This window comes from Aeromonas rivuli, from assembly GCF_020149575.1.
GTDB lineage: Bacteria > Pseudomonadota > Gammaproteobacteria > Enterobacterales > Aeromonadaceae > Aeromonas > Aeromonas rivuli.
On record NZ_CP079742.1, the window covers coordinates 1,934,617 to 1,959,334 of the forward strand.

At 61.9% G+C, this 24,718-nt stretch carries 21 protein-coding genes; 4 read left to right on the plus strand and 17 right to left on the minus strand.

All coding sequences use genetic code 11. From position 1 onward, the window contains the following. Nucleotides 1-68 precede the first annotated feature (68 nt). Both KYK33_RS09165 and dcuC read right to left on the minus strand, forming a co-directional pair. Nucleotides 69-1,730: a bifunctional metallophosphatase/5'-nucleotidase gene (locus tag KYK33_RS09165; protein ID WP_224432769.1), complete on the minus strand. Its 1,662-nt coding sequence runs from the start codon at nt 1,728-1,730 to the stop codon at nt 69-71. A 95-nt stretch (nt 1,731-1,825) separates the two neighbouring features. Next, complete coding sequence (gene dcuC, locus KYK33_RS09170) at nt 1,826-3,178, minus strand: anaerobic C4-dicarboxylate transporter DcuC (RefSeq protein ID WP_042042846.1); 1,353 nt, start codon at nt 3,176-3,178, stop codon at nt 1,826-1,828. 356 nt (nt 3,179-3,534) lie between these two features. Here dcuC and KYK33_RS09175 point away from each other — a divergent pair, with 356 nt between their 5' ends. Then, complete coding sequence (locus KYK33_RS09175) at nt 3,535-4,146, plus strand: DUF922 domain-containing protein (protein ID WP_224432770.1); 612 nt, start codon at nt 3,535-3,537, stop codon at nt 4,144-4,146. Nucleotides 4,147-4,267: 121 nt separating this feature from the next. On the opposite strand, the gene mnmC is transcribed toward KYK33_RS09175, so the two are convergent. Continuing rightward, a complete protein-coding gene (mnmC, locus tag KYK33_RS09180; protein ID WP_224432771.1) occupies nt 4,268-6,283 on the minus strand; it encodes a bifunctional tRNA (5-methylaminomethyl-2-thiouridine)(34)-methyltransferase MnmD/FAD-dependent 5-carboxymethylaminomethyl-2-thiouridine(34) oxidoreductase MnmC in 2,016 nt (671 codons plus the stop codon). A 90-nt stretch (nt 6,284-6,373) separates the two neighbouring features. Here mnmC and fabB point away from each other — a divergent pair, with 90 nt between their 5' ends. Further along, nucleotides 6,374-7,585, plus strand: coding sequence for a beta-ketoacyl-ACP synthase I (fabB, locus tag KYK33_RS09185; RefSeq protein WP_042042842.1), 1,212 nt, complete (start codon nt 6,374-6,376; stop codon nt 7,583-7,585). Nucleotides 7,586-7,661: 76 nt separating this feature from the next. Here fabB and KYK33_RS09190 read toward each other — a convergent pair whose 3' ends face one another. Together KYK33_RS09190 and ppnP are read right to left on the minus strand one after the other, a co-directional pair. Continuing rightward, nucleotides 7,662-8,174, minus strand: coding sequence for a GNAT family N-acetyltransferase (locus KYK33_RS09190; protein WP_224432772.1), 513 nt, complete (start codon nt 8,172-8,174; stop codon nt 7,662-7,664). 129 nt (nt 8,175-8,303) lie between these two features. Beyond that, nucleotides 8,304-8,588, minus strand: a complete 285-nt coding sequence (gene ppnP, locus KYK33_RS09195) for a pyrimidine/purine nucleoside phosphorylase (protein WP_042042839.1) — start codon at nt 8,586-8,588, stop codon at nt 8,304-8,306. Between the two features lie 269 nt (nt 8,589-8,857). Here ppnP and KYK33_RS09200 point away from each other — a divergent pair, with 269 nt between their 5' ends. Next, complete coding sequence (locus KYK33_RS09200) at nt 8,858-10,096, plus strand: dicarboxylate/amino acid:cation symporter (RefSeq protein ID WP_042042838.1); 1,239 nt, start codon at nt 8,858-8,860, stop codon at nt 10,094-10,096. A 175-nt stretch (nt 10,097-10,271) separates the two neighbouring features. On the opposite strand, the gene KYK33_RS09205 is transcribed toward KYK33_RS09200, so the two are convergent. Further along, a complete protein-coding gene (locus KYK33_RS09205; RefSeq protein WP_042042927.1) occupies nt 10,272-10,691 on the minus strand; it encodes a MerR family transcriptional regulator in 420 nt (139 codons plus the stop codon). 417 nt (nt 10,692-11,108) lie between these two features. Here KYK33_RS09205 and KYK33_RS09210 point away from each other — a divergent pair, with 417 nt between their 5' ends. Next, on the plus strand, nt 11,109-12,272 hold the full coding sequence (locus tag KYK33_RS09210) for a thiolase family protein (protein ID WP_224432773.1): 1,164 nt from the start codon (nt 11,109-11,111) through the stop codon (nt 12,270-12,272). On the opposite strand, the gene KYK33_RS09215 is transcribed toward KYK33_RS09210, so the two are convergent. The 11 genes from KYK33_RS09215 to KYK33_RS09265 form a co-directional block, all read right to left on the minus strand. Continuing rightward, nucleotides 12,269-13,489 carry an EAL and HDOD domain-containing protein gene (locus KYK33_RS09215; RefSeq protein ID WP_224432774.1) on the minus strand — a complete coding sequence of 407 codons (1,221 nt, stop codon included), beginning with the start codon at nt 13,487-13,489 and terminating at the stop codon, nt 12,269-12,271. The genes KYK33_RS09210 and KYK33_RS09215 overlap by 4 nt on opposite strands. A gap of 278 nt (nt 13,490-13,767) precedes the next feature. Then, entirely contained in the window at nt 13,768-15,042 is a 1,275-nt protein-coding gene (locus KYK33_RS09220; protein ID WP_224432775.1) for an outer membrane protein transport protein, read from the minus strand. A gap of 233 nt (nt 15,043-15,275) precedes the next feature. After that, nucleotides 15,276-16,565: an outer membrane protein transport protein gene (locus KYK33_RS09225; protein WP_224432776.1), complete on the minus strand. Its 1,290-nt coding sequence runs from the start codon at nt 16,563-16,565 to the stop codon at nt 15,276-15,278. A gap of 391 nt (nt 16,566-16,956) precedes the next feature. Then, nucleotides 16,957-17,712, minus strand: coding sequence for a DUF3379 domain-containing protein (locus tag KYK33_RS09230; protein ID WP_224432777.1), 756 nt, complete (start codon nt 17,710-17,712; stop codon nt 16,957-16,959). Continuing rightward, on the minus strand, nt 17,705-18,286 hold the full coding sequence (locus KYK33_RS09235; protein ID WP_224432778.1) for a sigma-70 family RNA polymerase sigma factor: 582 nt from the start codon (nt 18,284-18,286) through the stop codon (nt 17,705-17,707). Before KYK33_RS09235 ends, KYK33_RS09230 begins: the two co-directional genes overlap by 8 nt. Further along, the gene (locus KYK33_RS09240; protein WP_224432779.1) at nt 18,286-19,902 is read right to left on the minus strand and encodes a BatD family protein; all 1,617 of its coding nucleotides are present in this window, start codon (nt 19,900-19,902) and stop codon (nt 18,286-18,288) included. Before KYK33_RS09240 ends, KYK33_RS09235 begins: the two co-directional genes overlap by 1 nt. Nucleotides 19,903-19,907: 5 nt before the next feature. Then, nucleotides 19,908-21,338, minus strand: a complete 1,431-nt coding sequence (locus tag KYK33_RS09245; RefSeq protein ID WP_224432780.1) for a vWA domain-containing protein — start codon at nt 21,336-21,338, stop codon at nt 19,908-19,910. Nucleotides 21,339-21,390: 52 nt separating this feature from the next. After that, nucleotides 21,391-22,335 (minus strand): VWA domain-containing protein, encoded by a 945-nt coding sequence (locus KYK33_RS09250; RefSeq protein WP_224432781.1) that lies wholly within the window; start codon nt 22,333-22,335, stop codon nt 21,391-21,393. Next, complete coding sequence (locus KYK33_RS09255) at nt 22,332-22,844, minus strand: DUF4381 family protein (protein WP_224432782.1); 513 nt, start codon at nt 22,842-22,844, stop codon at nt 22,332-22,334. The genes KYK33_RS09250 and KYK33_RS09255 overlap by 4 nt, the downstream gene beginning before the upstream one ends. Then, a complete protein-coding gene (locus tag KYK33_RS09260; protein WP_224432783.1) occupies nt 22,841-23,752 on the minus strand; it encodes a DUF58 domain-containing protein in 912 nt (303 codons plus the stop codon). The genes KYK33_RS09255 and KYK33_RS09260 overlap by 4 nt, the downstream gene beginning before the upstream one ends. Next, entirely contained in the window at nt 23,743-24,693 is a 951-nt protein-coding gene (locus KYK33_RS09265) for an AAA family ATPase (protein WP_224432784.1), read from the minus strand. The genes KYK33_RS09260 and KYK33_RS09265 overlap by 10 nt, the downstream gene beginning before the upstream one ends. Nucleotides 24,694-24,718: the final 25 nt, after the last annotated feature.

A 24,718-nucleotide genomic window follows, 5' to 3' on the forward strand; every position in this document is an offset into this window, starting at 1 on the left:
ACAGGTTAGTGTGCGTTTGGCTCTGCGCCAATCATCCGTTTCTCTGGGCTAGGAGCGAGTGGGTCAGCTTAATCTGGCCCAGCGCCAGCCCGGTAGTGGATCAGCGGCGCCGGGGCGGGCAGCTCGGGGTGCTGGCGTGCCCAGCGAATAAACGCATCGGCCAGGGTGATGCCCAGTTCCTGGTTGTGCTGGGTCAGGGTGCGGGCGAGCGCCGTATAGCCCTCCTTGCCGGACGCCGTATAGGCGCTTGAAACGCCACGATAGACATGGTTGGCCTCCACCGGTTGCCAGTGGCCGGGTGCGGCCTCCCACTCCAGCTGGCGGATACGCTCGCCCTTGGGCAGGGCGGCCAGATAGTGGAAGCGGATCCCGGCGGTGTAGGGGAAGCTGCCGCTGCCATTGCCGACCACGCCATTATCGGTGGCATTGTCGATGGCGCCCTCCAGCGCTTCCGCCAATTCATGACCATGCACCCGATAGAGGGTGAGCGGGATGGCGAAGGGTAACAGTTGACCGGCGATGTCGGCCTCGGTGAGCGGGCCCTGCTCGAGGGAGCAGCGCACGCCGCCCCCGTTGTGGAGCGCGAAATCGACCTGACCCACCTGCTCGCGCGCCCCGGCCAGCATGGCGGCGGCAACCAGCGGTGCGACCTGGCTGCCATGGGGCAGTCTGGCATCGGGGATCCGTTGATGGAGCAGCGGCTGGCTGAGCTGGGTCACCACCTTGGCCGCCATCTCTTCGAGGGCGGGGCGGTAGCGGCGCACCATGTGATCCTCGATGAGGGCGTCTGGCGCGCAGAAGCGCAGATTGGCAGGCACCGGGCTGCTATAAGGCCAGGGTTGCCAGGGCAGCCACTCTATCTGCCCCTTGCTGGCGATGACCCGGCCCTGGCCGTCGAAGCTGAGTGCACAGACTCCCAGGCTCTGGGCACTGTGACCGGCGTGGAGCAGGGCCACGCCATTGACCATCAGCGGATAATCCCCCTCGCTCGGCAGTCCCAGCGCCGCGAGATCCCCAAGCAAGCTGTGGGTGTGACCGCCAATGATGAGGCTTATCTCGGGGAAGCGTGCCGCCAGCAGCTTGTCTTGCTCCAGACCCAGGTGACTGAGCAAGATGATGTGGCGTATGCCCTGACCACGGATCGCGCCAAGGTGCCGGGTCAAGGTCTCAGTCACCCCATGAAAGCGGGTATGTTCGTCCGGGTTGGCGATGGCCGCCATCTGGGGAAGCGTGATGCCGAGCAGGGCGAAGGGGACGCCGGCCAGCTCGCGTACCAGCCAGGGCTGGCTGGCATCATGGAGATGCGGCAGGCCCCGCAGTGGGAGCGGGCAGTCGGCAGGCTCCTGACTGCTATCGAGGTTGGCGGCGAGCACGGGGAAATCAAGCTGACGGAGAAACTCCACCAGAGGGCCGTTGCCGAGATCGAACTCATGATTGCCGAGCACCATGGCATCGGGGGCGAGCAGGCTCAGCAAGTCAGCATTGGCGCGACCCTTGAAGCGGTTGAAATAGAGTGAGCCCTGGAAGGTATCACCGCCATGGAGCAACAGACAGGGAGTGCCTGCGGCTGCCGCCTCGCGGCGCAGCTGGTTGACTCGGGTCAGCAAACGGGCATAGCCGCCGCTCTGGCATAGCCACTGGGCCTGCCCCGGCGGGCTGAAACGTACTTGGGCACCATCGAAGTGGGAGTGACAGTCACTGAAATGGGCAAGTTGAACCGTCGTACTCATATCGGTCCTCCTTTGGGGGAAAAGAAGGGGGAGAGTCTACCTTAGGTGCGGGAGGGGATGCCAGCCCGGCCCTCGAATGGGCCGGGCGGACAAGTTTAGGCGGGTACCATGATCTGAGTGGCAATCAGCACCACGGCCAGGCCGACGGCGACCGGCACCGAGGTGCGCTTGACCACCTCGAATGGCGAGAGATTGCCCATGCCCGCACAGGCAACCACTACCCCCGACACCGGGGATATGGTGCGACCCAGGTTGGAGGCTTGCAGCATGGGGATGACCAGATAGGCGGGGTTGATGCCAAGACTGGTGGCCAGATTGGGGATCAGCTCCACGAAGGCGTAGAAGGGGGCGTTGCCCGAGCCTGTGGTGAAGGCCGCCAGGGTGGTGATCACCACCAGGGAGAGCATCATGACAGTGCCGCCGGTGCCGAGATCCTGGGCATGAGCCAGCAGAGTATCGATGAAGCCGATGGTCATCAGCCCCTGGGCAAAGACCCCGGCGCCGACCAGCAGCATGACCACGCCGGCAAAGGCATCGGCCATGTGGCGCCAGCAGATCTGCAGGCCATCGAGCAGCCCCTTGCCATCCCGATGGCGAGCCAACTCCAGCAGCGCGGCCAGGGTCAGGCACATGACGATGATGGTGACGATGTCGAGCTGGGGGCCCAGCTTACCATCGAAGATCAGCACCCCGATGATGGGGGCAAACGGCAGTATGGCGTAGAAGGCGGGGGCGTCGGTGATGAGATCGCTGGCCGCCACTTTCTCGTTCACCTCACCGGATCGCTTATCCAGGTAACGCTGCCAGAAGAAGTGGGCGACCGCCATGCAGGCGATGGCGATCAGCGAAATGGGCAGGGTCAGCTTGAAGGCAAAGTCGAGCAGCTCCATGTTGGCGGCCTGGGCGGCGATCACTACATCTCCCGAGGTGGGGGAGAGAATGATGGCGGCGGGGGAGGCGCACACGGCGGCGGCAGCGCCCCGGGAGATGCCCATGTTGACCATGAGCGGGAACAGGGTCGCCATCAGCAATACGCCGAGGCCCGTGGCCGAACTCACCGCCAGGGACATGGCGCAGGCGACCAGATAAGCCGCGACCAGCAGCACATAAGGGGATTTGATGACCCCCAGTGGTCTGCTCGCGATCTTGACCAGCATGGTGTTGGCACCTATGTGGCTCATGTAACCGGCGAAGCCGCACAGCACCATGATCAGCATGCCCAGACCACCGCCCCGGCTATTGAGCAGGAAACGGACATATTCGAAGATGTCGGTGATCACGTTGCCTGTGCTGGGCACGCTGGCAGGCAGCACAGGTTTACCGAGCAGGGCTGTGATGGCCAGCAGCAGCAAGCCGCCACTGAGCAGTATGCCGGTGGCCGAGTAGCCCTTGAAGATGCAGCGACCCACGAGGAGGGTCACCAGGGTGCCAATAATAAGTTCAACCATATCCAGGTTCCTGTTGGTCAATGGAGGCTAAGTGCGGCCCTGAACGCCTGCGGCACGGCACTGTGGTGGTGGGGATTCGTTCGGTGGAGGCTAATGTAACCAGCAAACTTGTCTGTGATGTTGATTAAGGTCAGCAAATCATGGTGCTAGACCGGCTCTTTACCCGTGACATGATGAAAGCGGGTCATGCCGCACATATTTTTTATGATGCAATGTGGAGATCGAGAGGACGGCAAGTTGCGAAGATGAACGACAGCTATCATGATGATACTTGCGCAGGGCGCCAGTTAATTAATATATTGATTATTCATCATATTCATACACCAGATGGCAACGATGAGGCGGCGTAGATCACCATGGGCAAGTTGTGCAACCTGGCTTGGGGACTGAGTCTGCTGTGGAGCGCCGCGGTGGGGGCCACCCAGGCCCATTATACCGGGGTCAAGATAGAGCCGGACATCCGGGTCGACTTCCAGTTTTACAAGGTCAAGGGCGCCACCATGCAGGCTGCCCTGGCGCAGGCGTCCAGCATCGGCCCCAAGGGTAGCGTGGGCCAGCAAGGGCTCGGCATGGCCAGCTATCAGCTCGACTGGTCCATGCTGGCCTATCCCCTGGCCGGGCGCTGCAACCTCAACGGCGTCACGGTGAGGACGCGCATCAAGGTGATGGTGCCCGAGTGGGTCAACAAGTCCCGGGCCAGTGTGCGCGAGCAGCAAAACTGGAACATCATGGTCGGCGCCATGCTCGACTACGAGAGTCGTCACAAGGACATAGTGCAAGAAACCGCCAGTGCCATCGGTTTCAAATTGTCGCAGTTGCCGCGTAGCAACGATTGCGCCGCCTTGCGCCATCAGGGGGATCTGCAGGGGCAGGCGCTGCTGGCCGAGGCCAAGTCCCGCTTCGCCCGGCTCGCCGAGCAGACCGATCATGGTCGCAAGCTGGGGCTGAGCTGGCCCTTCAATCCCTGAGCGCGTGACGATAACCCCGCTTCCTCATGAGAGGATGACCAGGCCAGATAGCAGACGCCGCCAGTGGAGTGATCCCCTGGCGGCGTCTTGTTTTATCTCTCTTTTTAGCCTGTGACCGGGCTTAGCGCACGGGCTTGCCCTTGAGCCATTTGCGCACCCAGTAGCGTGCGGGATGCAGGGCGGCCAGCAGATCCGTGGCCAAGGGCAGGGGATCGCCGCAGATCTCGCTGGCGAGCAGCTCACCACACAGTGGCGCCGAACAGAGCCCGCGCGACCCCAGCGCCCCCAGCACGAACAGGCCCGGGTAGGTCGGCAGCGCGTGTTCGGGGCGCGCCTTGAGCGCTAGCGACTCCAGCTCGCTCAGGGCCTGGACCCGGGCAACGGCGCCCACTACCGGCAAGTGATCCCGGCTGGCGCTGCGCACCCCGACCCGGGCCTCATTGCCGCTGACATCCACCTCGTCTGGCCACTGCTGACTCGGCAGGCAGGCGTGCAGCCGGGCCTTGTTGTGAACCTGCTCGGCGGCGCTGAAGGCCAGGCTGCTCTGGTTACGGCCATAGCTGGCACCGATGCAGTGATAACCAGCATGGCCAGGGGTGAGATAGCCGTCATAGCAGAGTACCGTCTTGAGCTGCTGCAACACCGGGTTGGTCGGCACATGGCTCACCTGACCGCGCACCGGGTAGAGGGGAAGTTCCGCAAAGGGGAGCAGGGCGGGCAGTTGATGACCGGCTGCCACCACCAGATTGGGGGCCTGCCACTGGCGGCCATCGGCCGCGGTCACGTGCCAGCCATCGCTGTGCTCGTCGACAGTGGTGATGGGGGTGCCATATGCCAGCTGGAGCAGGCCGCTGGCCTGCGCCTCATCGAGGGCGGCACGGGTCAAATCAGCCGGACAGAGCCAGCCCCCCAACGGATAGCTGACGCCACCAAGGCCCATGGGCAGGCCGCAGGCTTGCGCCACCTCGGCGTCGGTCAAGGGGCGCATCAGCTCGGGGGGGAAGGGACCTAGCGCCATCTTGTCCAGTTTTTGCGCCGACTTCTCATCAAAGCCCAGTTGCACCACGCCGCACAGCTCGAAAGCGATGGGGTGCCGTTTGGCCAGCTGTAACAGTCGCTGGCGGGCAAAGCCGAAGGCGAGGGCATAGAAGCGTGACAGGGCGTCGTGTTCGCCGCCCAGCAGCGGATAGAGGGCCCCCTGGCGGTTGCCGGAGGCGCCGGTCGCAGGCTTGTCATCTTCACACAACAAGGTGACGCGTCGGCCCCGCTCCACGAGCGACAGTGCCGTCATGGCCGAGGCGATGCCCCCTCCGATGATGAGCACCTCGCCGGGGCGCCCCGCGGGACGGGCGTAGCACGGGGCCAGGCTCGGGGCATCTTGTTTGCCCTGGCGATAACCGGCCAGCATGGTGCGCTTGTTGCCATGGCCCCTGACCTTGTTGATGTGAAAACCGGCGTCAATCAGACCGCGGCGCACGAAACCGGCGCAGGTAAAAGTGGCGACGCTGGCACTGGGTCGGGCGAGGCGGGCCAGATCGTCAAACAGCGCCTGGGTCCACATCTCGGGATTCTTGGCCGGCGAGAAGCCATCCAGATACCAGGCATCGATGAGGCCATCGGCGGGGCAGGGCCACTGGGGCAGGGCGTCTTTGATGTCGCCGAGCCAGAGATCGAGGCGCACCCGTCCCCCTGCAAACAGCAGGCGATGGCACCCCTCGACCGCCAGCGGCCACTGGGCGACCAAGTCGGCGCTGAAGTCGGCCAACTCGGGCCAGACGGCGAGGGCCTGGGCCAGATCGTCCCTGGTCAAAGGGAATTTTTCGACGCTGATAAAGTGCAGACGCGAGCCGTTGCCGGCTTGGGGGCCATGTTCCAGAAAGGCGGCCATTGTGGCGAGGAAGTTAAGGCCGGTGCCAAAACCTGTTTCACCCACCACAAAACTGTCACTGTCGTGATGGCAGAATCGTGCTGGCAGGCCATTTTGCAGTAAAAAGACGTAGCGGCTTTCACTTAGACCGTTATCATTGGAAAAGTAGACATCGCCGAAGTCACTGGAAATCGGAGTTCCCGCTTCATTCCAGTCTAATTGGGCATGATGTAAGGATGTTTGACTCACGTTTTCCTCTGCTCGCGTCACTTGATCGCGGGCATTCTACGTGAAAGCAGACCAGTTTGGCAGCCGAAAGCGGGTAGACTTGGCGCCAGTTTTTCCAGACGAGATGAATTAATGAGAAGAGCAGTGATCACCGGTATCGGCGTCATCTCCAGTATCGGCAACAACAAGGAAGAAGTGCTGGCCTCCCTGAAAGCAGGTAAATCCGGCATCACCTATTCCGAGCAGTTTGAACAATACAACCTGCGCAGCCGTGTCTGGGGTAACATCAAACTCGATCCCTCTGAGCTGATCGACCGCAAGGTCATGCGCTTCATGGGTGACGCCGCAGCCTATGCTTATCTCTCCATGCAGCAGGCTATCGCGGATGCCGGTCTGCCGGACGATCAAGTCTCCAACGAGCGTACCGGTATCGTGGTCGGCTCCGGCGGCGCCTCCGGCAAGAACACCTCCGAGTCTGCTGACATTGCCCGGGAGAAAGGGGTCAAGCGCGTGGGTCCCTACATGGTACCGCGCACCATGTCCTCCACCACCTCTGCCTGCCTGGCCACCCCCTTCAAGATCAAGGGTGTCAACTACACCATCAGCTCCGCCTGTGCCACCTCTGCTCACTGCATCGGCCACGCGCTGGAACTGATCCAGCTTGGCAAGCAGGACATCATCTTCGCCGGCGGCGGCGAGGAGCTGGACTGGTCCTCCACCATCCAGTTCGATGCCATGGGCGCCCTCTCCACCAAGTACAATGACAACCCGGAAAAGGCATCCCGTACCTATGATGCGGACCGCGATGGTTTCGTCATCTCCGGTGGTGGCGGCATCCTGGTGGTCGAGGAGCTGGAACACGCCCTGGCCCGTGGTGCCCACATCTACGCCGAGATCACCGGTTACGGTGCCACCTCCGACGGCTACGACATGGTCGCCCCGAGCGGTGAAGGCGCGGTGCGTTGCATGAAGATGGCGATGCAGGAGGTCGGCACCGTGGACTACATCAACACCCACGGTACTTCCACCCCGGTCGGTGATACCAAGGAGCTGGAAGCCATCCAGACCCTGTTTGGCAGCACAGCGCCCAAGCTCTCCGCCACCAAGGCCATGACGGGCCATGCCCTGGGCGCCGCCGGTGTGCACGAGGCCGTCTACTCCCTGTTGATGATGCAGCATGGCTTCATCGCCCCCAGCATCAACATCGAGACCCTGGACGAGAAGGCCGTGGGTCTGCCCATAGTGCGTGAGTACGAAACGGCGGATCTCAATACCGTCATGTCCAACAGCTTCGGCTTTGGCGGTACCAACGCTTCCCTGGTATTCAGCAAGTTCAAGGGCTGAATCCCGTCGGGATAAATAACAGAAGGGCGCCTCAGGGCGCCCTTCTTGTTTTTGCTTATCCGGCTTTATGGTCGCATCAGGCCAAGGGGGGTTGGCAGGCCTGGTCCAGCAGCCGCTCCATATAGAGAGCACCATCCCCGTATTCAGCCAGGGACTTGCGAGACTGAGCCGGGGCAAAGCCCTGGCGCAGCCAGAAAGCGGGGGCATCCTGCACCGCTACCAGTCCGAGCCTGGCGTAGCCCGAGTGGCTGGCATGGCGCAACGCCTGATCCAGCAGGGCCTGGCCCAGCCCCAGACCGCGCGCTCTGGTCGAGATGGCGAGATCGTGCAGGTAGAACTCTTCATCGCCAGTCAGTGCCGCCATGGGGACCGAGAGAGGGGGCGGCTGATGTGCGTGCCAGGGGTGGCAGAGCAGATAGCCGAGCACGGCCCCCTTTATTTCGCCAACCCAGCAACACTGGGGGGCGAGTTCGGCCTTGTTGCGCATGACGCTGAGAGGCTCCGGAGCCAGTTGGCGGTAACACTCGGCCTGGATGGCCATGATCTGGGGCCAATCTTCGGATGTGATGGGGCGGATCTGGATGCTCATGACGGTCGATTGAATCCTGATAACGGCCTCATAGCTTAACCAAGGGAGGGGACAAAGAGAAGGACCTCTCTGGCTGCGATGTCGTCATGAAAAAAGGGGCCTCAGCCCCTTAATCTTCAATATATTGATTTAACTTAAAAATTCACACAGATAAGCGCTCGGTGTGCTCACCTTGAGGGAGAAGGAGGAGTGGCCTGGTACCTCGAAAGCCTCCCCCTGGCCATAGGTCTGCCAGTCGCTGGCACCGGCCAACTGTATGGTCAGACTCCCCTTGATCACCGTCATGCGCTCGGGGGCGGCGGTATTGAACAGGTAATCGCCGGCTGCCATGACACCAACTGTGGATTGCTCACCGTTTTGCTCGAAGCCGATGGATTTTACATTTCCGTCAAAATACTCGTTTACTTTCAGCATCTTTCTATCCCTGTATATGCGGTTACCGAGTCAAGCTAGCACAGATAATAGTCTGTGGGCATAGTAAAATCGTGATTTTTTAACTTGTTCCTTTTGAATCTTAACTTTGTTGCAAACTTATCAATAAATCTTCGTCATAAATTAGCGATTTAAAACAGCAGATAAATATGAGATAAAACCGCCCGGCAGGGGAATGAGCAGCAGTTCATTCCCCTGTTTGGTGAATTGCACTAGGAAAGTGTGACATTTATTCGTTTAAGGAACATGTTGTGTTAACTAAAGGACTTATTAAGAATATTGGCTTCCAGGTTGTGGTTGCCATGCTGCTGGGCACGCTGGTCGGATTGCTCATGGGCGAGCAAGCCTCCGTCTTTGCCCCCCTTGGTAGCCTCTTTATCCAGCTCATCAAGATGCTGGTGATCCCTCTGGTGGCCGTGGCCATCATCTCGGGGGCCGCCAATCTGGGCGCCAGCCCGGCGGCGGGCAAGATCGGGGGCACGACCCTGGTATTCTTCCTCGGTACCTCTGCCCTGGCCGTTTTCCTGGCGCTGATGATGGGACAAGTGTTCCAACCGGGGACCGGGGTCGATCTCAGCTCGATGAAATCACTCTTCTCCGGCGACTATGCCGACAAGGGTGAGCTGCCGGATGCGGTTGCCACCTTGCTTGGCATGATACCGACCAACGTCTTCCAGTCCCTCAACGAGGCGAACATTCTGCAGATCCTGGTGTTCTGCATGTTCCTCGGCATTGCGCTGGCCAAGCAGCCGCAGGCGCGGGTCAAGCCGCTGATCGATGGCCTCAATACCCTGGTCGATGCCTTCGTATGGATGATCAACAAGGTGATGCTGATAGCACCGCTGGGGGTATTCGGTCTGATGGCCGATGCCATCGGCACCTATGGCTTTGACGTCCTCTCGCTGGTATTCAACCTGTTTGTGGTGTACGTGGCCGCCATCCTGGTGTTCGGTTTCATCATCTACCCGCTGCTGATCGCCGTCTTCTCCAACACCCCTGTGCTCAAGTACCTGTCGGCCATGAAGAAGGCCCAGGTGGTTGCCTTCTCTACCGCGTCCTCCATGGCGACGCTGCCAGTCACCATGGAAGTGTGCGAGAAAGAGCTCAAGGTGAGCAACAGCACGGCCGCCTTCGTGCTGCCCCTGGGCGCGACCATCAACATGAGCGGCAACGCTATCTATTACGGTCTGGTCGCCATCTTCTTCGCTCAGGTGTTCAACATCGATCTCTCTCTGGGAGCCTGGGTTGCCATCATACTGACCTCCACCCTGGGGGCCATCGGTCAGGCAGGGGTGCCGGGTCCGAGCTTCCTGGTGGTGGCCGTGCTGCTTGCCGCGGGCATCCCCATAGAGGGTCTGCCGCTGCTGTTTGCGCTGGATCGTCTGTTTGACATGATCCGTACCGCCCTCAACATCACCGGCGATGCGGCTTGCGCCATCATAGTGGACAGATTCAGTCCGGATTATGATGCTGCCCGCTGGCAGAAATAGGATCAGGGCGATTGACCTGACGGATCCCCTGTTTGGGAGCCATTGACAACAAGAGGGGCCATCATGGCCCCTCTTTTTTATCTCTGCTGTCCTGAGGCTGGCGATACCGTCCGAGCCAATGGTGCGCGGGGTAGTGCCAGCTGTGACGCGCCCTGAGCCACGACTCCTTGCCTTCTTATCCGTTGGCCCCTTCACGCTCTTCGCAGCCAAGCTGCTGCAAGGCGTGTTGGCAGCGTTGCTTGGCGGCGTCCAGTTCCAGCAGCACCATCTTGATGTCCTCCAGCTGCTGGCCCAGGGTCTGGCGCTTCTCCTCGATCAGGGAGAGCATGCTGCGCAGTTGGGTGCGGCTGCTCTTGTCGGCGTCATAGAGATCGAACAGCTCGCGAATGTCGGCCAGGCTGAAACCCAGGCGTTTGCCACGCAGGGTCAGCTTGAGGCGCACCTTGTCCTGACGGCTGTAAATGCGGGTCTGACCCTGACGGGTCGGAGTCAACAGGCCCTGATCCTCATAAAAGCGGATGCTGCGGGTGGTGACATCAAACTCTTTGGCCAGCTCGCTGATGCTGTAGCTGCGGGCCTCATCCTTGGGGGGCATCCTGGTATCGTCCTGGCTGTCAATCTTGGTTGGCACCTTACCCAAAGCGCTGCTTGCTCGCAAGTGCTTGTCCTTCAAGGGACATCCCCTTATGTTACCGATATGTAATGAGCAGAGTCAGCGAGATGGAGTGTGTGTCTTTCAAAGCACCGCGCTTCAACATCAAGTTGGTGAAATGTCATCAGGAGAGTCAGCGAGATGGGGTGTGTGTCTTGCAAGGGGCCGCGCTTCAACATCAAGTTGGTGAAATGTCATCGGGAGAGTCATCGAGATGGGGTGTGTGTCTTGCAAGGGGCCACGCTTCAACATCAAGTTGGTGAAATGTCATCGGGAGAGTCATCGAGATGGGGTGTGTGTCTTTCAAGGGGCCGCGCTTCAACATCAAGTTGGTGAAAAGTCATCAGGAGAGTCATTGAGATGGATATCGTCATAGTTGCCGCCAAACGCACCCCCATGGGGGCCTTCCAGGGAGCCCTTTCCACCTTGAGTGCCGCCGAGCTCGGTGCCTGCGCCCTGGCGGCCACCCTGAAGGCGGCGGGTGTCAACGCAAGTAGGATAGACGAGGTGTTGATGGGCAATGTGCTGGCGGCGGGCATGGGGCAGGCTCCGGCACGTCAGGCAGCCCTTGGTGCGGGTCTGCCGGTGAGCGTGCCTTGCACCACGGTCAACAAGGTGTGTGGCTCGGGCATGAAGGCGGTGATGTTGGCTGCCGACAGCCTGCGCCTGGGGCAGGGGGAGATGATATTGGCGGGGGGGATGGAGAGCATGAGCCGTGCCCCTTACCTGCTCGACAAGGCGCGCAGCGGTTTTCGCATGGGCCATCAACAAGTACAGGACAGCCTCTTCCTCGACGGTTTGCAGGATGCCTACGACGGCCAGTTGATGGGGGTCCATGCCCAGGCGAGTGCAGATCGGGCCGCCATGAGCCGCGCCGATATGGATGCCTTTGCCATGGGCTCCCTGGAACGGGCCTTGCGCGCCCAGCGGGAGGGAGACTTTGCCGCCGAGCTGGCCGAGGTCTATCAGGCAGGCAAACTGCTGCTGGCCGAGGATGAGCAACCCGGCAAGGCGCGTCCGGACAAGATCCCCAGCCTTCGGCCTGCGTTCAAGTCAGATGGCACCATCACGGCGGCCAACAGCAGCTCCATCTCGGATGGGGCCGCGGCGCTGCTGCTGATGCGTGAAGAGACGGCACTGGCCCAAGGCTTGGTGCCGCTGGCGCGGATCCGGGGTTATTTGAGTCATGCGGGTCTACCTGCCGAATTCGTTTCGGCGCCGGTGAGCGCCATCAATCGCTTGCTGGCTCAGCTTGGCTGGCGCAGTGACGAGGTGGATCTCTACGAGGTGAACGAGGCCTTTGCCATGGTGAGCATGCTGGCGATGCAAGGATGCGGTATTGAGGCCGAGCGACTCAACGTCAATGGCGGCGCCTGCGCCCTGGGTCACCCCCTGGGGGCGAGTGGCGCCCGGGTGCTGGTGACCTTGATCCATGCCTTGCGAGCACGGGGACTGAAGCGGGGCATGGCATCCCTGTGCATTGGCGGCGGCGAAGCCACCGCCCTGGCACTGGAGCTTGTCTAGTCTCTGTTCATGGCGCTCAGCTGCTCGTTCACCCAGGCGGTGGCGCTCAGATAGAGCTGGCTGACCTTCTCTTCATTGAGGCCCAGGCGTGCGGTGCGCATCTGCACCCTGGGCCAGTTTGCATTCTCATAATCTTCACAAAACGCCAGATAGAAGCCGAGCTGGCCCTCGCGGGTCAGCAGGGCCTGGCGGATCTCGTCCGTGATGGGCACGCTGCCGAGCAGGGTTCCCATGGATTGCTCCATCAACACATCCAGCAAGGAGAAGAGCCCCGCCATAAAGGCTTGCTGACTCTGGGGGGCCGGGGCATGGGCCAGGGCCAGCAGCTCGCAGAAGCGGGCCCGGATGAGCGACATCTGATAGAGCTCGGCACTCTTGCCCTGACCGGCACTGCTGGCCGCTATCAGGGTCACGAAGCGCTTGAGTTGGGCATGACCCAGATAGATGGCCGCCTGGCGGAAGGAGGCGATGGGCTTGCTGCGCCCCTTGAGGTTGTTGACGTAACGCAGCAGCTTGAGGGAGAGGGAGACATCCTGGCCAAGCAGTTGCTCTATCTTGTCGAGATTGGGCTCGGGTTGATTGACCTCGTTGAGCAGCTGGATCACCACCATCTGGGTCGGCTGCATGGTGGCGCGCTTGACCATTTCGGGGCGACTGAAGAAGAAGCCCTGAAACAGACTGATGCCCAGGGCCTGGGTCTGTTCGAACTCCTGCTTGCTCTCTACCTTCTCGGCCAGGTAGGTGAGGGCCAGGTGCTGATGGCGGCGGATAAAGTCGTCTATCTGGGACAGGCTGCTCAGACGCAGGTCAAACTTGATGATCTGGATCCAGGGCAGGAAACGCTCCCAATCCGAGGACATGCTGAAATCGTCAAGGGCCAGCCGGTAGCCGAGCTGGTTGAGCTGTTTGACCTTGGCCAGCAGGGCATCATCGGGCATCGCATCTTCGAGGATCTCGATCACCACCTGTTCGGGGGGCAGACACTCCGCCAGTCCATCCAGCAAGGAGTCATGGGAGAAATTGATAAAACAGGGCCGCCCGCCGAGCAGCTGGTCAATGTTTTGCTGCAAAAATTGCTCGACCACCAGGCGTGAGGTGGCTTGCTGGGAGGAGATGAGCGGGAAGACGTTGTCCAGGCTATCGCGAAACAGCAGCTCATAGGCATGGGTCCGCAGTTTGCTGTCGAGGATCGGCTGCCTGGCCACGTAGGAATACATGGAACTCTCCGTGATGAATGTTGGCTTGATAGTATGGCGAAGCGGCGGACTATGCCAGCTTGCCGGGGACAAGCAAGGGTAATAACGCCTGGGGCTCGCGGCGACAGGTCAGTATCTGGCGATTGCCCGGCAAGGGCGTGCTCGGCTCGATCTCTTGAGGGGTGAGGGGGCGGCGTCAATCCTGCGTGGTGGCGTGATGTTAGTCCTGTCGCCCCAGGAGAAAGAGGCTCCCTTCCGGGAGCCATGGGTCATGATCATTCACTCGTCGGCCGTGGCGATCAGAACAGATAGTTGAGCTGCAGGCCGGCCAGCCAGGCGTCCCCTTCGGAGCTGCCCTCGAAGGTGGAGGTGGTGGCGGCTATGCCCGGTTTGAGCTCCATGGACTCACTGACTGCCGCCTGCTTGCCATCGATAAAGGTCAGTCCCAGATCCAGGCTCAGCGCCGAGCTGAAGCGATAACCTGTGCCCAGGCTATACCAGACACGATCCGAGTCCGGGATTGAGATGGTGCGACGTTCGGCGGGCACCGGGCTCTTGTCATAGGCGAGACCGGATCTCAGCTGCCAGTCCGGGGTCAGCTGATAGGTCAGGCCCAGGGCATAGCGCCAGCTATCCTGCCACTGCTCATCCTTGATGTGCATGGTGCCGTGATGATCCAGCTCGGCCTCGAGCTGGGTAAAGCGGCTCCAGTTGGTCCAGTTGATGCTTGAATGGACGGCCAGCGCCGGGGTGAGCTGATGGAACAGCGCCAGCTCGGCACTGGCTGGCAAGGCGAGATCCAGCTTGCCCTTGTCCTCGAAGGGCCGCCCCTGTTCATCGATGCCAATGGCATCGCCCTCGAGGGTGAGGGTCACATCATGGCGATAGGAGAGGCCGACCCGGGTCTGTGGCGAATACTCATAGAGTGCGCCCAGGTTCCAGCCCAGGGCCCAACCATCCCCCTTGAGGTGCTTGGCGATCATCTCATTGGCGGGGAAAGTGCCCCCCACTTCGCCTTCGCCCTGAATGGCATTGAGGCCAGCGCCAAGGGACCAATGCTGATTGAGGCGATAAGCCAGGGCCAGCCCCAGATCCACAGTGCGAATGTCGGAGACATTGCCGAAGTGTCCGGCGTTGTAGGGTGCGGGCATCTCGACCCCCAAGCCGAAGTAGGCGTTGGCAGACAGACCCAGTCGCCACTCTTCATTGAGGGGAATGATGAGCGACAGATTGGGCACCCAGGCGGCATCGGCGATGTCATGGGCGCTGGCATCCAGGGTGACCGGGCCGTGGGCGGTCGGTACCCGGGTCTCTCCTTCGATGTTCACATCGGGACGGACATAGACGACGCCGCCTGAGAAGGCCATCTGCTCGAAGCGGGTCATGGCCGCGGCATTGCGCGACAGCACGCTGGCATTGTCTGCAATAGCGGCCTCACCGGCGAAGGCGCGCCCCATGCCGGTGGCAGATTGCTCGGCGAGCTGGAAACCGGCGGCGTGCACCAGGGTGGGGCAAAGCAGCAGGGCGAGCAGACTGGGGGTGGACGGACGAACTACAGTGTTTATTACGCTCATATCAGCATTTTTTATTGTATATAAAATGGAGGCGGGATTTTATATGGTACGACCACCATTGCAATCCGGCGTATGGTGCCGCGCTAAAAAGAGGAGGAAATCCTGAGAACGAACGGATAACAGGCTGATAAAAAAGGAAAAGCGTACAGCTGTTTGCTACAGATGTACGCCGAGTTGGCTGAGTGGCAAAAAAAAAAAGAGCGCCCCAGGGCGCTCTTTTCGATGCTCGGTTATCAGAACATCATGTTGAACTGGGCAGAGGCCAGGAAGGCGTTGCCGTGGGAGGTGCCCTGCCAGCGCAGGGGGCTGTCATGGCCGGTCAGACCTTCGTTGACATCGACGGACTTGCCATCGATATAGGCCATGCCGAAGTCGATGCTCATGTCCGTATCGATGTGGTAGGTGGCGCCGGCGCTGTACCAGATACGATCCGAATCAGGAATACTCAGGCTGCGGTATTCGGCCTCGATGGGGGTGTTGTCGTAGGCGAAACCGATGCGCGCTTCCCAAGCCGGGCTGACATACCAGGTGCCGCCGAGTGCATAACGTACCGAGTCCTTGAACTTCTCTGGCTTGTAGAGGCAGACCCCGGCACCGTCGGTGCTGACACAGCTGTCGCTGGTGGCGTTCAGCTCTTCGAAGGAGCTCCAGTCGGTCCAGTTGACCGAGTAGTGCACGGCAAATTGCTGGTTCAGACGGTGGTAACCGGCAAATTCAGCCTGCGCAGGCATGTCCAGCCCCAGTTTTCCATCAACGGTCTGGAAACGGGAGGAGGTGCCTTCGTAATCACCTTCGAAGGTGATGTCGACCTGGGAGCGGTAGGTCAGAGCGAAGCGGTTGTTCTCGTTGTACTCATACATGGTGCCGACGTTCCAGCCCCAACCCCAGTCATCACCCTTCATGTGGGCGAGTTTGGTACTGGGACTGACAGGGGCGCCGCCGAGCTGTTGACTGACGACGGGGGCCAGGGCACCGGCACGGCGGTTCAATTCAGCTTCGGCATAGACCAGATTCAAACCGGCACCAACGCTCCAGTTGGAGTCGATGCGGTAGGCGATGTTGGGGTTGAAGTTGATGGTCATCAACTCGGTATTACCCGCCACTGCGCCACCGGTGAAGTCATCCGAGTACTCGGTAGAGAGGCCGTAGTTGGAGAACATCGCCAGACCCCAGGCCCACTGTTCATTGATGGGCTGGATGAAATAGGCGGCCGGAACGAACGCATCCGGGGCGATATTGCTCTCGCTGGAATCGATGGCACCGGCAATTTTGCCATCGACATCCACATCCGGGTGGATATAGGTGCCAGCGACAGAGACCGCCATCTTGTCAAAGCGGGTCATCGCAGCCGGGTTGCGGGCCAGTACGGCGGCGTTGTCGGCAATGGCGGCTTCACCGGCAAATGCACGACCCAGGCCGGAGGCTGAGTGTTCATTGAGCTGGAAGGCAGCTGCAAAGGTTTGGGTGCTGGCCAGTGTGAGGGCGGCGGCAATCAGGCTTTTCTTGAAAAAGGCAGTAGTCATGGAGTTCTCTCTATTTTTTGGCAGATTTTTTGCCATGCAATCCCGGCGCAATCGCCGTAAAAGCTGACAAGATCTGTTGTTATGTTCGCATCTTCCCAATAGTTGCTGGTGTGATTCTATGGATCTGGTAGGAGGTAAGAAATCAGACCAGTGAGAGCAGAATACATAAAAGTGTCTATTGTGTTAACGATTTGTTTGTTGTTGGCGCCAAAACGAGCAAATAAAGGCCTTATTGTTGTTTTAAACGGCGATTAAGCGTGGAGGTGCCAGATAAATATTTTGGCATCTTGGTGGTCAATGGTGCCGAACAGGGGAGGAACAAGGGGGGAAAATGGAAAAAACACGCAGAGTACATCGTACTCTGCGTGTGTTAATGGTGGGAACCCAGCCTCTAAATGGACCAGTGCAGGCGGGACTCAATCTGCCGGGATATGGGTTCCAGCGACTCGCCCATCTCGCCAATCAATACCAGGTTGGCGCCCTTGAGTTTGATGATTTCGCCCTTGAGCTGGCCATCATCGAAGTTGTGCTCGAGCTGCAGTGGCACATGCTTGGGCACCAGGAAGAGGGTGACAGGTCCCATCTTGCCTTGTAGCACCATGTGCAGGGCAGGGCCCTGATAGAAGGCGCAGTGGTTGACATAGGTGATCCTTGCCATGCCCTGCATGTTCATCAGGGTCGCCCCATACTTCTCCATCTTGGCGTTGATGGTTTGCAGCGACACCTGTTCATCGACCCCCTGGATAAAGGGTTCCTCACCATAGACGTGGGCCAGGGCCACCTGGGCCAAGGATGCCTCGCTCGTCTGGGTGAGGGGCCAAGGCAACCAGCGGGTACTGACCCCGACCAGGAAGGCAACGGAGGCGGCGATGGCCAGCGGTTTCCAGCCCGACGTCTTGCGCCGTGGCAGTGTCACAACGGGCGCGTCGGGGATGGGGTCGGCCAGCATGGCTTGCCTGAGCAGCAGGCGTTCTGCCAAACCGGCGGGGACCTCCACCTCCATCGCCTTGCCGAGTTGACGGTCGAACTGCTTCATCTCCTCGAGCCATTTGCGATTGGCGGGAGAAGCATTGGCCATGTCGGCAAACTCTTCCCGGGTGTCGTGAGGATCGACGACAGCCTGACGACGAAACTCAAGCTCATCCATTGCTGTGCCCTCTTGATTGTGCGGATGACTCCATGACCTCTCGGATCTGATTGCGTGCTCGAAACAGTCGGGTCATGACGGTGTTCTTGTTCAGGCCCAGCTGTTGGGCAATCTCTTCGCCGCTAAAACCGCCTACCACTTGCAGCAACAAGGGCTCCTGATACTCCTCAGGCAAGCGGGCAATGTGGCGGCGGAGCCATTCGTGCTCCATTTCCTGTTCGCTGTGCAGTGCCCCATTATCGCTTTGGGGGAACTCATCCAGATCGATGAGATCGAACTGTTTGCGCTCAAAGCGGCGTGCATTCTCCCGCCTCAAGATGGTGATGAGCCACGCCTTGGCGGCCTTGTCATCGACCAGGCTGTCGATTGCCCGCCAGGCGCGCAGATAGGTCTCCTGCACCAGATCTTCCGCGACATGAGGGTCCCGACACAGCCAATAGGCATAGCGGTAGATATCCCCATGCAGGGCATTGACCAGGGCTTCGTATTTTGTCTGTTTATCCGCCATACCCTCATTGACCGGGGATGGCGTCGGTTCCTTTCCCACTTTCTTGCGAAATAGCGATATCGCCATCAGTGCGCCTCCTTGTGGTGATGTGTGTCGTTCAGCCAGGCGACTCGCCTGAGTAAAGTGGCGACCCCTGGCGTCTCATAGGCACAAAGGCCAAGGGCGAGCGCTGCGCCATCAAAGTGAGTGAGTGTACCAAAACAGGCAGCCTCCAGGGTATAGAGCCGTGCTGCTAGCGCAGGATCCAGCGGCATATCCCGCAACCAGGTAATAGCAGGGTGCCTGGGAGGGGGCCAGCGCAGCTTCGCCCAACGCAACAGAGCATGGCGACTCGCGTCAGAGTCTGCTTGGCAGAGGGATCGCTGCAGGGCATAAAACGCGCGCCATCGAGTCTGACGGCGCAGACTGCCAGTCAGCAGCAAGGCGAGCAGCGTCCAGCCGAGCAGAGAGAAGGGGCCAAGGCGGGTGGGCCTGGGTGGCTGAGTATCCGGCCGGTCGGCAGGAGATGGCGTAAAACTCAAGGGTGTGGCCGCCAACGTCAGCCGCTCCTCCCGCCCGGTCTGGGTGTTGAACCAGGGCAGCTGGATCTCGGGCAGCAGGTAGACGCCGGGCGTCTGGGCGCGCAGCGCCTGGCGCCACTCCTGTTCAAAGAGCAAACGACCGTTGGCAAGAAAGCGTTCATGGCGATCTCCCCCATCCCCCAGTACCTTGAGCCCCGCCACCTGCGGTGCGGGGATCGCCACGCGGTTGCCATCTCCATCTTCGAGGCGCAAACGCAGAGTACGGATGATGGGCTCGCCAAGGGCGACGCTCTGCGCCGGCGTAAATTGCTGGCTGAGGGTGAGGCGCCTGGCCACCAGCGGCAGGGGGGCCTTGTCTACTTGTATGATGGTGGGGGCAGCGCGACCGGAGAGGGGTTCTGCATGGCCATCAAGCTGGTAATTCGCCTGAAGCCTGGGCGCCATCAGGGTGAACTGGCCCGGGCTCCTGGCCTGCAATAGCCAGCGGCGGGTCAGCACGCCGCTCTCGCCGGGCCGGGCAGAGGGGTGCCACTCATCATCCCCCAGACGTCGAATGGTGAGATCCGGGTGCTCGGGTTCGTTGAGGCTGGGATCCACTATCTGATCCGGCAACCAGAGCCTGAGCTCATAGATGAAGGGCTGCCCCGGGTAGAGGGGACCCTGATGATCAATGCTGGCACGCAGTACCACCCTGGGCTCAGGGTCAGCCGCACTGGTCTGGTTGAGGGACTTGCCCGGGAAGGCAAGGGGGGCAAGATGCCAGGGGCCCAGCTTGAGGGCGGGCAGGCTATCGGCGCTCCCGTGCAAGGGGATCAACCAGCGGGTCTGCGGCCCGGACTCGCTCATGCTCTCTTGCCGGGAGATCCGGCCCACGGCGAGCTGGCGCAGCAAGGGTTGGATGTTCAGGGCATCGAGGGGCCAGTGTCCAGGCGCATCTATCAGCAACAACCAATCCTCGGCGCCCTCCTGAGGCAGCAGTTCGACCCTGGGCGCGGCAGAGGGGGCGAGCTTGTCTCCCTGTGTGCCTGGCACAGTCGATGAGGCTGCGGGCGGCGCCGACTGCACGTCCGCCCCGGTTGCCCCTTGCACCGATGCCAGAACGAAGAGAAGAGAGAGCAGGGCACGACAGAGCCTGCTCTTGGACGCTATTAGCCTGCGCAACGGGTTCACCACTGTGACACCGGCAACGTCTGCAGGCCTCGGCGCAGGGCCTCTTTGCGCAGTCGCTCCTTGAGCAGGATCACGGGGGGGGCCGGTTCGGCGGGGGCGTCCGGCTGGCTCTTTGACTCGTCGGGGGCCCTGTTCGGACTGGCTTGGGGCGGTGGGACACTGCGCTCGAGCAGCGCCAGGTTGTAGCGGGCATCGTGATGGTCCGAGTCGAGGGAGAGGCAGGCCTGGTAGGCGAGTTTGGCCTCTTCCAAGCGACCCAGTTGCACCAGGGCATTGCCACGATTGTAGTGGGCGGTTGGGCTCTGTTGTGCGCTATAGGCCGCCAGGGCCTGCTCGAAATCACCAAGGCGATACCAGGCATTGCCACGCCAGATGGGGTCGCGCAGCGCCATGGCCGCTGTGCGGTAATCCCCCGCCTGATATGCGGCCTGTGCCTCGGCCTGATCAGGTTGAGGGTCGGCTGCCTGCACGGGTGGCTGGAGCGGCAAACAGAGCAGCAGCGCCAGCCAGAGGGCGCCGCGTCTGGCCAGCAGCACGAGCAGCAACAGGGGCAACAGCAGCCAGGGCCCCAGATCCTGCCGATGTGCGGGATCTGGGGCCAGGCTGGTGGGCAGGGGAGCGAACTGAGGCGGGCGACTGCCCAGGGGGTACAGCTGACCGCCGAGGCGACTGGCTAGATCAGCCATCAGTGTGCTGTCAGGGGCGGGCAGGCTGCCCTTGCCCAATGCTTGAGCCAGCTCGGGGGAGAGTGTGACGGGCTGCGCCGTCGCCGCGAGCAGTATGTCGAGCCGGGGGGCGCCCGCCTGACGCAGGCACTGCCAGCGACTCTGGCAGGGCCAGTGGTCGGTAATCCGCCGGGCTTGGGCCTGGGTCAGGGCATCGGTTACCAGCAGCAGGCGGGCGCTCTGACCAGGGGGGATCTGCGCCAACCCCAGGGCCAGGGCTCGCTCTGGATTGGCCCCTTGCAGCGGCATGATACTGGGGCGCAAGTCCGGCAACAGGCGAGCGATGGCCTCGTGATCCCGGGTGGCCGGCATGGCGAGATAGGCATCGGCGGCAAACAGGATCAGGGCGATACGCTGCCCCTGGCGCTGGGCCAGCATATCTTGCAGCAGCAGGCGCACCCGAGTGGCGCGATCCGGTGCCAGATCCTGGGCCTCCATGGAGCGCGACAGGCTCAGCAGCCAGATGTCCAGAGGGGGGGCGGCCTGGGCGGCCCGGCCCCGCTCCAGCGCCGGGCCGCCCAGGGCCAGGATGGCGGGCAGCATCGCCCACCAGCGCCAGGGCACGGCAGGTTTGGAGTCTGGCAACAGATAGCGCCGCATCAGGGGGCTGAGCTGCGGAGAGTGACGGCGCAGGCGCCAGCCAAGCCAGAGCCAGGGTATCAAGGCCAGCAACCACCAAGGGCGCAGCAGGACTAGTTCCATGAACGAGGGCCCCCACTCGAAGGGGCTGATCTGCGGAGCACCGTCTTGTCCTTCATCTTGACCTCCCCTTCACGCCTGACCACAACATCGGCAGCAGAAGCAGCAGCGTGAACAGGGCCAGTGGCCATGGATAGAGCTCGGTCAGCGGGCGATAGCTGTGACTTGCTCTGGCTGCGGGTTCCAGCTGTTCGAGGCTCAGATCCATGGCGATGAGATCGTCCTGAGTGCGCGCGCGGAAGTAGCGGCCCTGCCCCAGGGTGGCCAACTCGGTGAGCAGGGGCTCGTCAAGCTCTGTACTGGGATCGGGCTGGGCCGGGGCCAGCGCCTGACTGTCGGGATCCGCCCCCACCCCCAGCGTATAGATCTTGAGTCCGGCAGCGACGGCCTGGCGCGCCTGGGCCAGGGGATCGGCACTGCCTGCGGTGTTGCGGCCATCGGTGATCAACAATAGCGTCGCATCGCGATCAGGCTCCTTGTGCGCGTTGGCGAGGGCGAGGGCGATGGCCTCGCCGAGCGCCGTGGTGCGCCCGACCAGATCAAAATCCAGCTCATTGGCCAGAGTCAGCAGCGCTTGGGTCTCCTCCGTCAGGGGGCTGAGCAGGTAGGCGTGGTCGGCAAAGACGATGAGGGCGATCCTGTCACCCTGCCTGGTCAGGATCAGCTGCCTTATCAGCTTGCGCACCGCGCTCAGTCTGTCTTGCTGCTGACTGCCATCAAACATGTCCGGGGTGCGCATGCTGTCGGAGAGATCCACGGCCAGCAGCAGATCCCGACTGCCCTGATACTGGACGATGGGCTCCCCCATCAGTTGAGGTCGGCACAGGGCCAATACCAGCGCCCCCCACAGCAGGGCGCCATACCAGCGTGGCAAGCCGCCCTGGGGACCTTGCAGCGCAAAGCCGTCATGGTGCAACCGGGGGCGATGCAAGGGGGGCAGGGAGCGAACCAGCAGGGGCAGCGCCAGGGCGAGGGCAAACCAGGGCCAGGCCAGGATCATGGGGTCCCCCTCGGGTGCACGAGTCGGCCGAGCAGCAGCTGGCGACCCAGACGCAAATAGTCGGCATGGAGCGCCTGACACTGGGCGTGACTCGGCTGGCGGTGGCCATAGAGCCACTCATCCCAATGGTGCTGCCAGCGTTGAAAATCGGTCGGTCCCTGGCTGTCGAGCCAGGCGAGCCACTCTGCCCCTTGCAAGCTGCGACTTGCTGGCCAGCGGCGCAGCCCCTCCTGGCGCAACCTGTCGTGCAACTGGCCGAGCCAGAGACGCCGATCGCTGGCTGGCGGCGCTGCGAGGGCCTGGCGCCAGCCCCAGTACCGCCATAGCCTGCGTCCAAACCAGGCGAGGGCGGCGATCAGCAACAGGGTCAGGGTCAGCAGGAGCAGGGCGCCGAGGCGCGGGTCCAGCCAGCCTGCCTCCAGGGGAGGGCCTGGATGAATGTCCCTGATCTGCTGGGCTATCTGTTGCGTGATCGATGCTGTGAAGGGGGGCGCGGCATCCATGGTCATAGGGATGGCCACTGGGCTTGCAGGCTCAGGCCGCTGTCGAGCAGGGTCAGCCGCTGTACCAGGGGCAGCAGCCGGGCCTGACTCAGGGCCAGCTGTTGCTGCGCCTGGTGCCGATAGCGGCGCACGAACTGAGGATTGCTGCCATCGAGCCAGCCTGGGCCGAGGGGGCTCATCACCGGCAGCCGTTCAGTGCCACCCAGCTCGGCTTCCAGAGGATCGCGGATCTGCCAGTAATGGATATCGTGGCGCCGGGCGATGAGTCGGAGTTGCAGTTCTTGCCCAGGGGGCGGGGGAAGGTGGTCACTGATGATGGTCAGACGCGCCCCATGGGGCAGACGGGGGCGTAGCCGCTCCAGCGCCTGCGCCAGGGTGATTGGCAAGGGGCGGCGCCCAAGCCCTGCCTGATAGTGCAGGCAGATGGCTGGCAACAGCGGCAGAGGGGAGCCCTTGCAGGCGAGGGTCTGGGGAGTTGCGCCGTGGATATGCAATGTCTGGGGATGATGTTCCCCTCGCCAGAGTAGCGCTGCGGCCAGCTCGCAGGCCAGCTGGGCCTTGAGCCGCTCTCTCGAACCGAAATAGAGGGCAGGGGAGAGGTTGAGCAACAACCAATGGTGTTGTTCCTGCTCCTCTTCATAGAGGCGGGTGACGGGGCGACCTAGCCTGGCGGTGACCCGCCAGTCGATGTGGCGCACCTCATCCCCGGCCTGGTAGGGACGCAGCTCACGAAAGTTCAGGCCGGGTTGACGACGCTGGGCGCCGCGTTGGGCAGGGCCCTTTCGCCTCATTGGCTGCTGTGTCTGGGCCAGCAACCGGGTGGCGAGCAGGCTTGCGAGGGGCAGTTGCAACTCGGGCGGCCAGCTGCCGAGGGGCGGATCTGCCAGGGGGGAGGCGCCGTGGCTCAGGGACATGGCACCCAATCCAGCAGGCGGCGGACTATCTCTTCGGCATCGATTCCTTCGGCCTGAGCCTGGTAGCTTGGCAACAGGCGATGGCGCAGCACCGCCGGGGCCAACTGCTGGATATCTTCTGGCACCACATAGTCCCGCCCGGCCAGCCAGGCACGGGCGCGGGCGGCGCGGGCCAGGCCCAGGCTGGCTCTGGGGCTGGCGCCAAAATCAATCAGATTGCCCAGTTCGGGGGCTATGCCACTGCCGGGGCGGGTCGCGCACACCAGCTGCACCAGATAGTTGGCGAGCCTGGGCTGCATCATGACATCCAGCACGGCATCGCGCGCACGTTGCAAGGCATCGGGGCCGATGAGGCAGGGGGAGGGGGGCAAGGTCTCGCCCCGCTCATTGAGCTGCAGTATGGCGAGCTCCAGCGCCGGGCTGGGGTAATCGACATTGAGCTTGAGCAAGAAGCGATCGAGCTGGGCCTCGGGCAGGGGGTAGGTCCCCTCCTGCTCGATGGGGTTCTGGGTCGCCGCCACCATGAACAGGCCAGGCAGGCGCCAGCTCTTCTTGCCGACGGTGATCTGGCGCTCGGCCATGGCTTCGAGCAGGGCGGATTGCACCTTGGCCGGCGCCCGGTTGATCTCGTCCGCCAACACCAGATGATTGAACAGGGGGCCAGGTTGGAACTGGAAACTGGCATCCTGAGGGTGAAACACCTCGCTGCCGGTGAGATCGGCTGGCAGCAGATCCGGGGTGAACTGAATGCGGGCGAAACGTCCCTCGATGGCGGTCGCCAATACCTTGACCGCCCGGGTCTTGGCCAGACCCGGCGCCCCCTCTATCAACACATGGCCTTCACATAACAGGGCGATAAGCAGGCCGTCGATGAGTTCGCCCTGCCCCAGGATCTGGCTGGCAATATGGTCGCGTACTTGTCGAAATTCGGCCAGAGCCATGAGATAAACCTATTGTTTTAATAGA

What these genes read in the sequence shown, in the direction of transcription:
- KYK33_RS09165 (WP_224432769.1), bottom strand. Translation starts at nt 1,730, where the DNA reads ATGAGTACGACGGTTCAACTTGCCCATTTCAGTGACTGTCACTCCCAC.
- dcuC (WP_042042846.1), bottom strand. Translation starts at nt 3,178, where the DNA reads ATGGTTGAACTTATTATTGGCACCCTGGTGACCCTCCTCGTGGGTCGC.
- KYK33_RS09175 (WP_224432770.1), top strand. Translation starts at nt 3,535, where the DNA reads ATGGGCAAGTTGTGCAACCTGGCTTGGGGACTGAGTCTGCTGTGGAGC.
- fabB (WP_042042842.1), top strand. Translation starts at nt 6,374, where the DNA reads ATGAGAAGAGCAGTGATCACCGGTATCGGCGTCATCTCCAGTATCGGC.
- KYK33_RS09190 (WP_224432772.1), bottom strand. Translation starts at nt 8,174, where the DNA reads ATGAGCATCCAGATCCGCCCCATCACATCCGAAGATTGGCCCCAGATC.
- ppnP (WP_042042839.1), bottom strand. Translation starts at nt 8,588, where the DNA reads ATGCTGAAAGTAAACGAGTATTTTGACGGAAATGTAAAATCCATCGGC.
- KYK33_RS09205 (WP_042042927.1), bottom strand. Translation starts at nt 10,691, where the DNA reads ATGCCCCCCAAGGATGAGGCCCGCAGCTACAGCATCAGCGAGCTGGCC.
- KYK33_RS09210 (WP_224432773.1), top strand. Translation starts at nt 11,109, where the DNA reads ATGGATATCGTCATAGTTGCCGCCAAACGCACCCCCATGGGGGCCTTC.
- KYK33_RS09215 (WP_224432774.1), bottom strand. Translation starts at nt 13,489, where the DNA reads ATGTATTCCTACGTGGCCAGGCAGCCGATCCTCGACAGCAAACTGCGG.
- KYK33_RS09220 (WP_224432775.1), bottom strand. Translation starts at nt 15,042, where the DNA reads ATGAGCGTAATAAACACTGTAGTTCGTCCGTCCACCCCCAGTCTGCTC.
- KYK33_RS09225 (WP_224432776.1), bottom strand. Translation starts at nt 16,565, where the DNA reads ATGACTACTGCCTTTTTCAAGAAAAGCCTGATTGCCGCCGCCCTCACA.
- KYK33_RS09230 (WP_224432777.1), bottom strand. Translation starts at nt 17,712, where the DNA reads ATGGATGAGCTTGAGTTTCGTCGTCAGGCTGTCGTCGATCCTCACGAC.
- KYK33_RS09235 (WP_224432778.1), bottom strand. Translation starts at nt 18,286, where the DNA reads ATGGCGATATCGCTATTTCGCAAGAAAGTGGGAAAGGAACCGACGCCA.
- KYK33_RS09245 (WP_224432780.1), bottom strand. Translation starts at nt 21,338, where the DNA reads ATGGAACTAGTCCTGCTGCGCCCTTGGTGGTTGCTGGCCTTGATACCC.
- KYK33_RS09250 (WP_224432781.1), bottom strand. Translation starts at nt 22,335, where the DNA reads ATGATCCTGGCCTGGCCCTGGTTTGCCCTCGCCCTGGCGCTGCCCCTG.
- KYK33_RS09255 (WP_224432782.1), bottom strand. Translation starts at nt 22,844, where the DNA reads ATGACCATGGATGCCGCGCCCCCCTTCACAGCATCGATCACGCAACAG.
- KYK33_RS09260 (WP_224432783.1), bottom strand. Translation starts at nt 23,752, where the DNA reads ATGTCCCTGAGCCACGGCGCCTCCCCCCTGGCAGATCCGCCCCTCGGC.
- KYK33_RS09265 (WP_224432784.1), bottom strand. Translation starts at nt 24,693, where the DNA reads ATGGCTCTGGCCGAATTTCGACAAGTACGCGACCATATTGCCAGCCAG.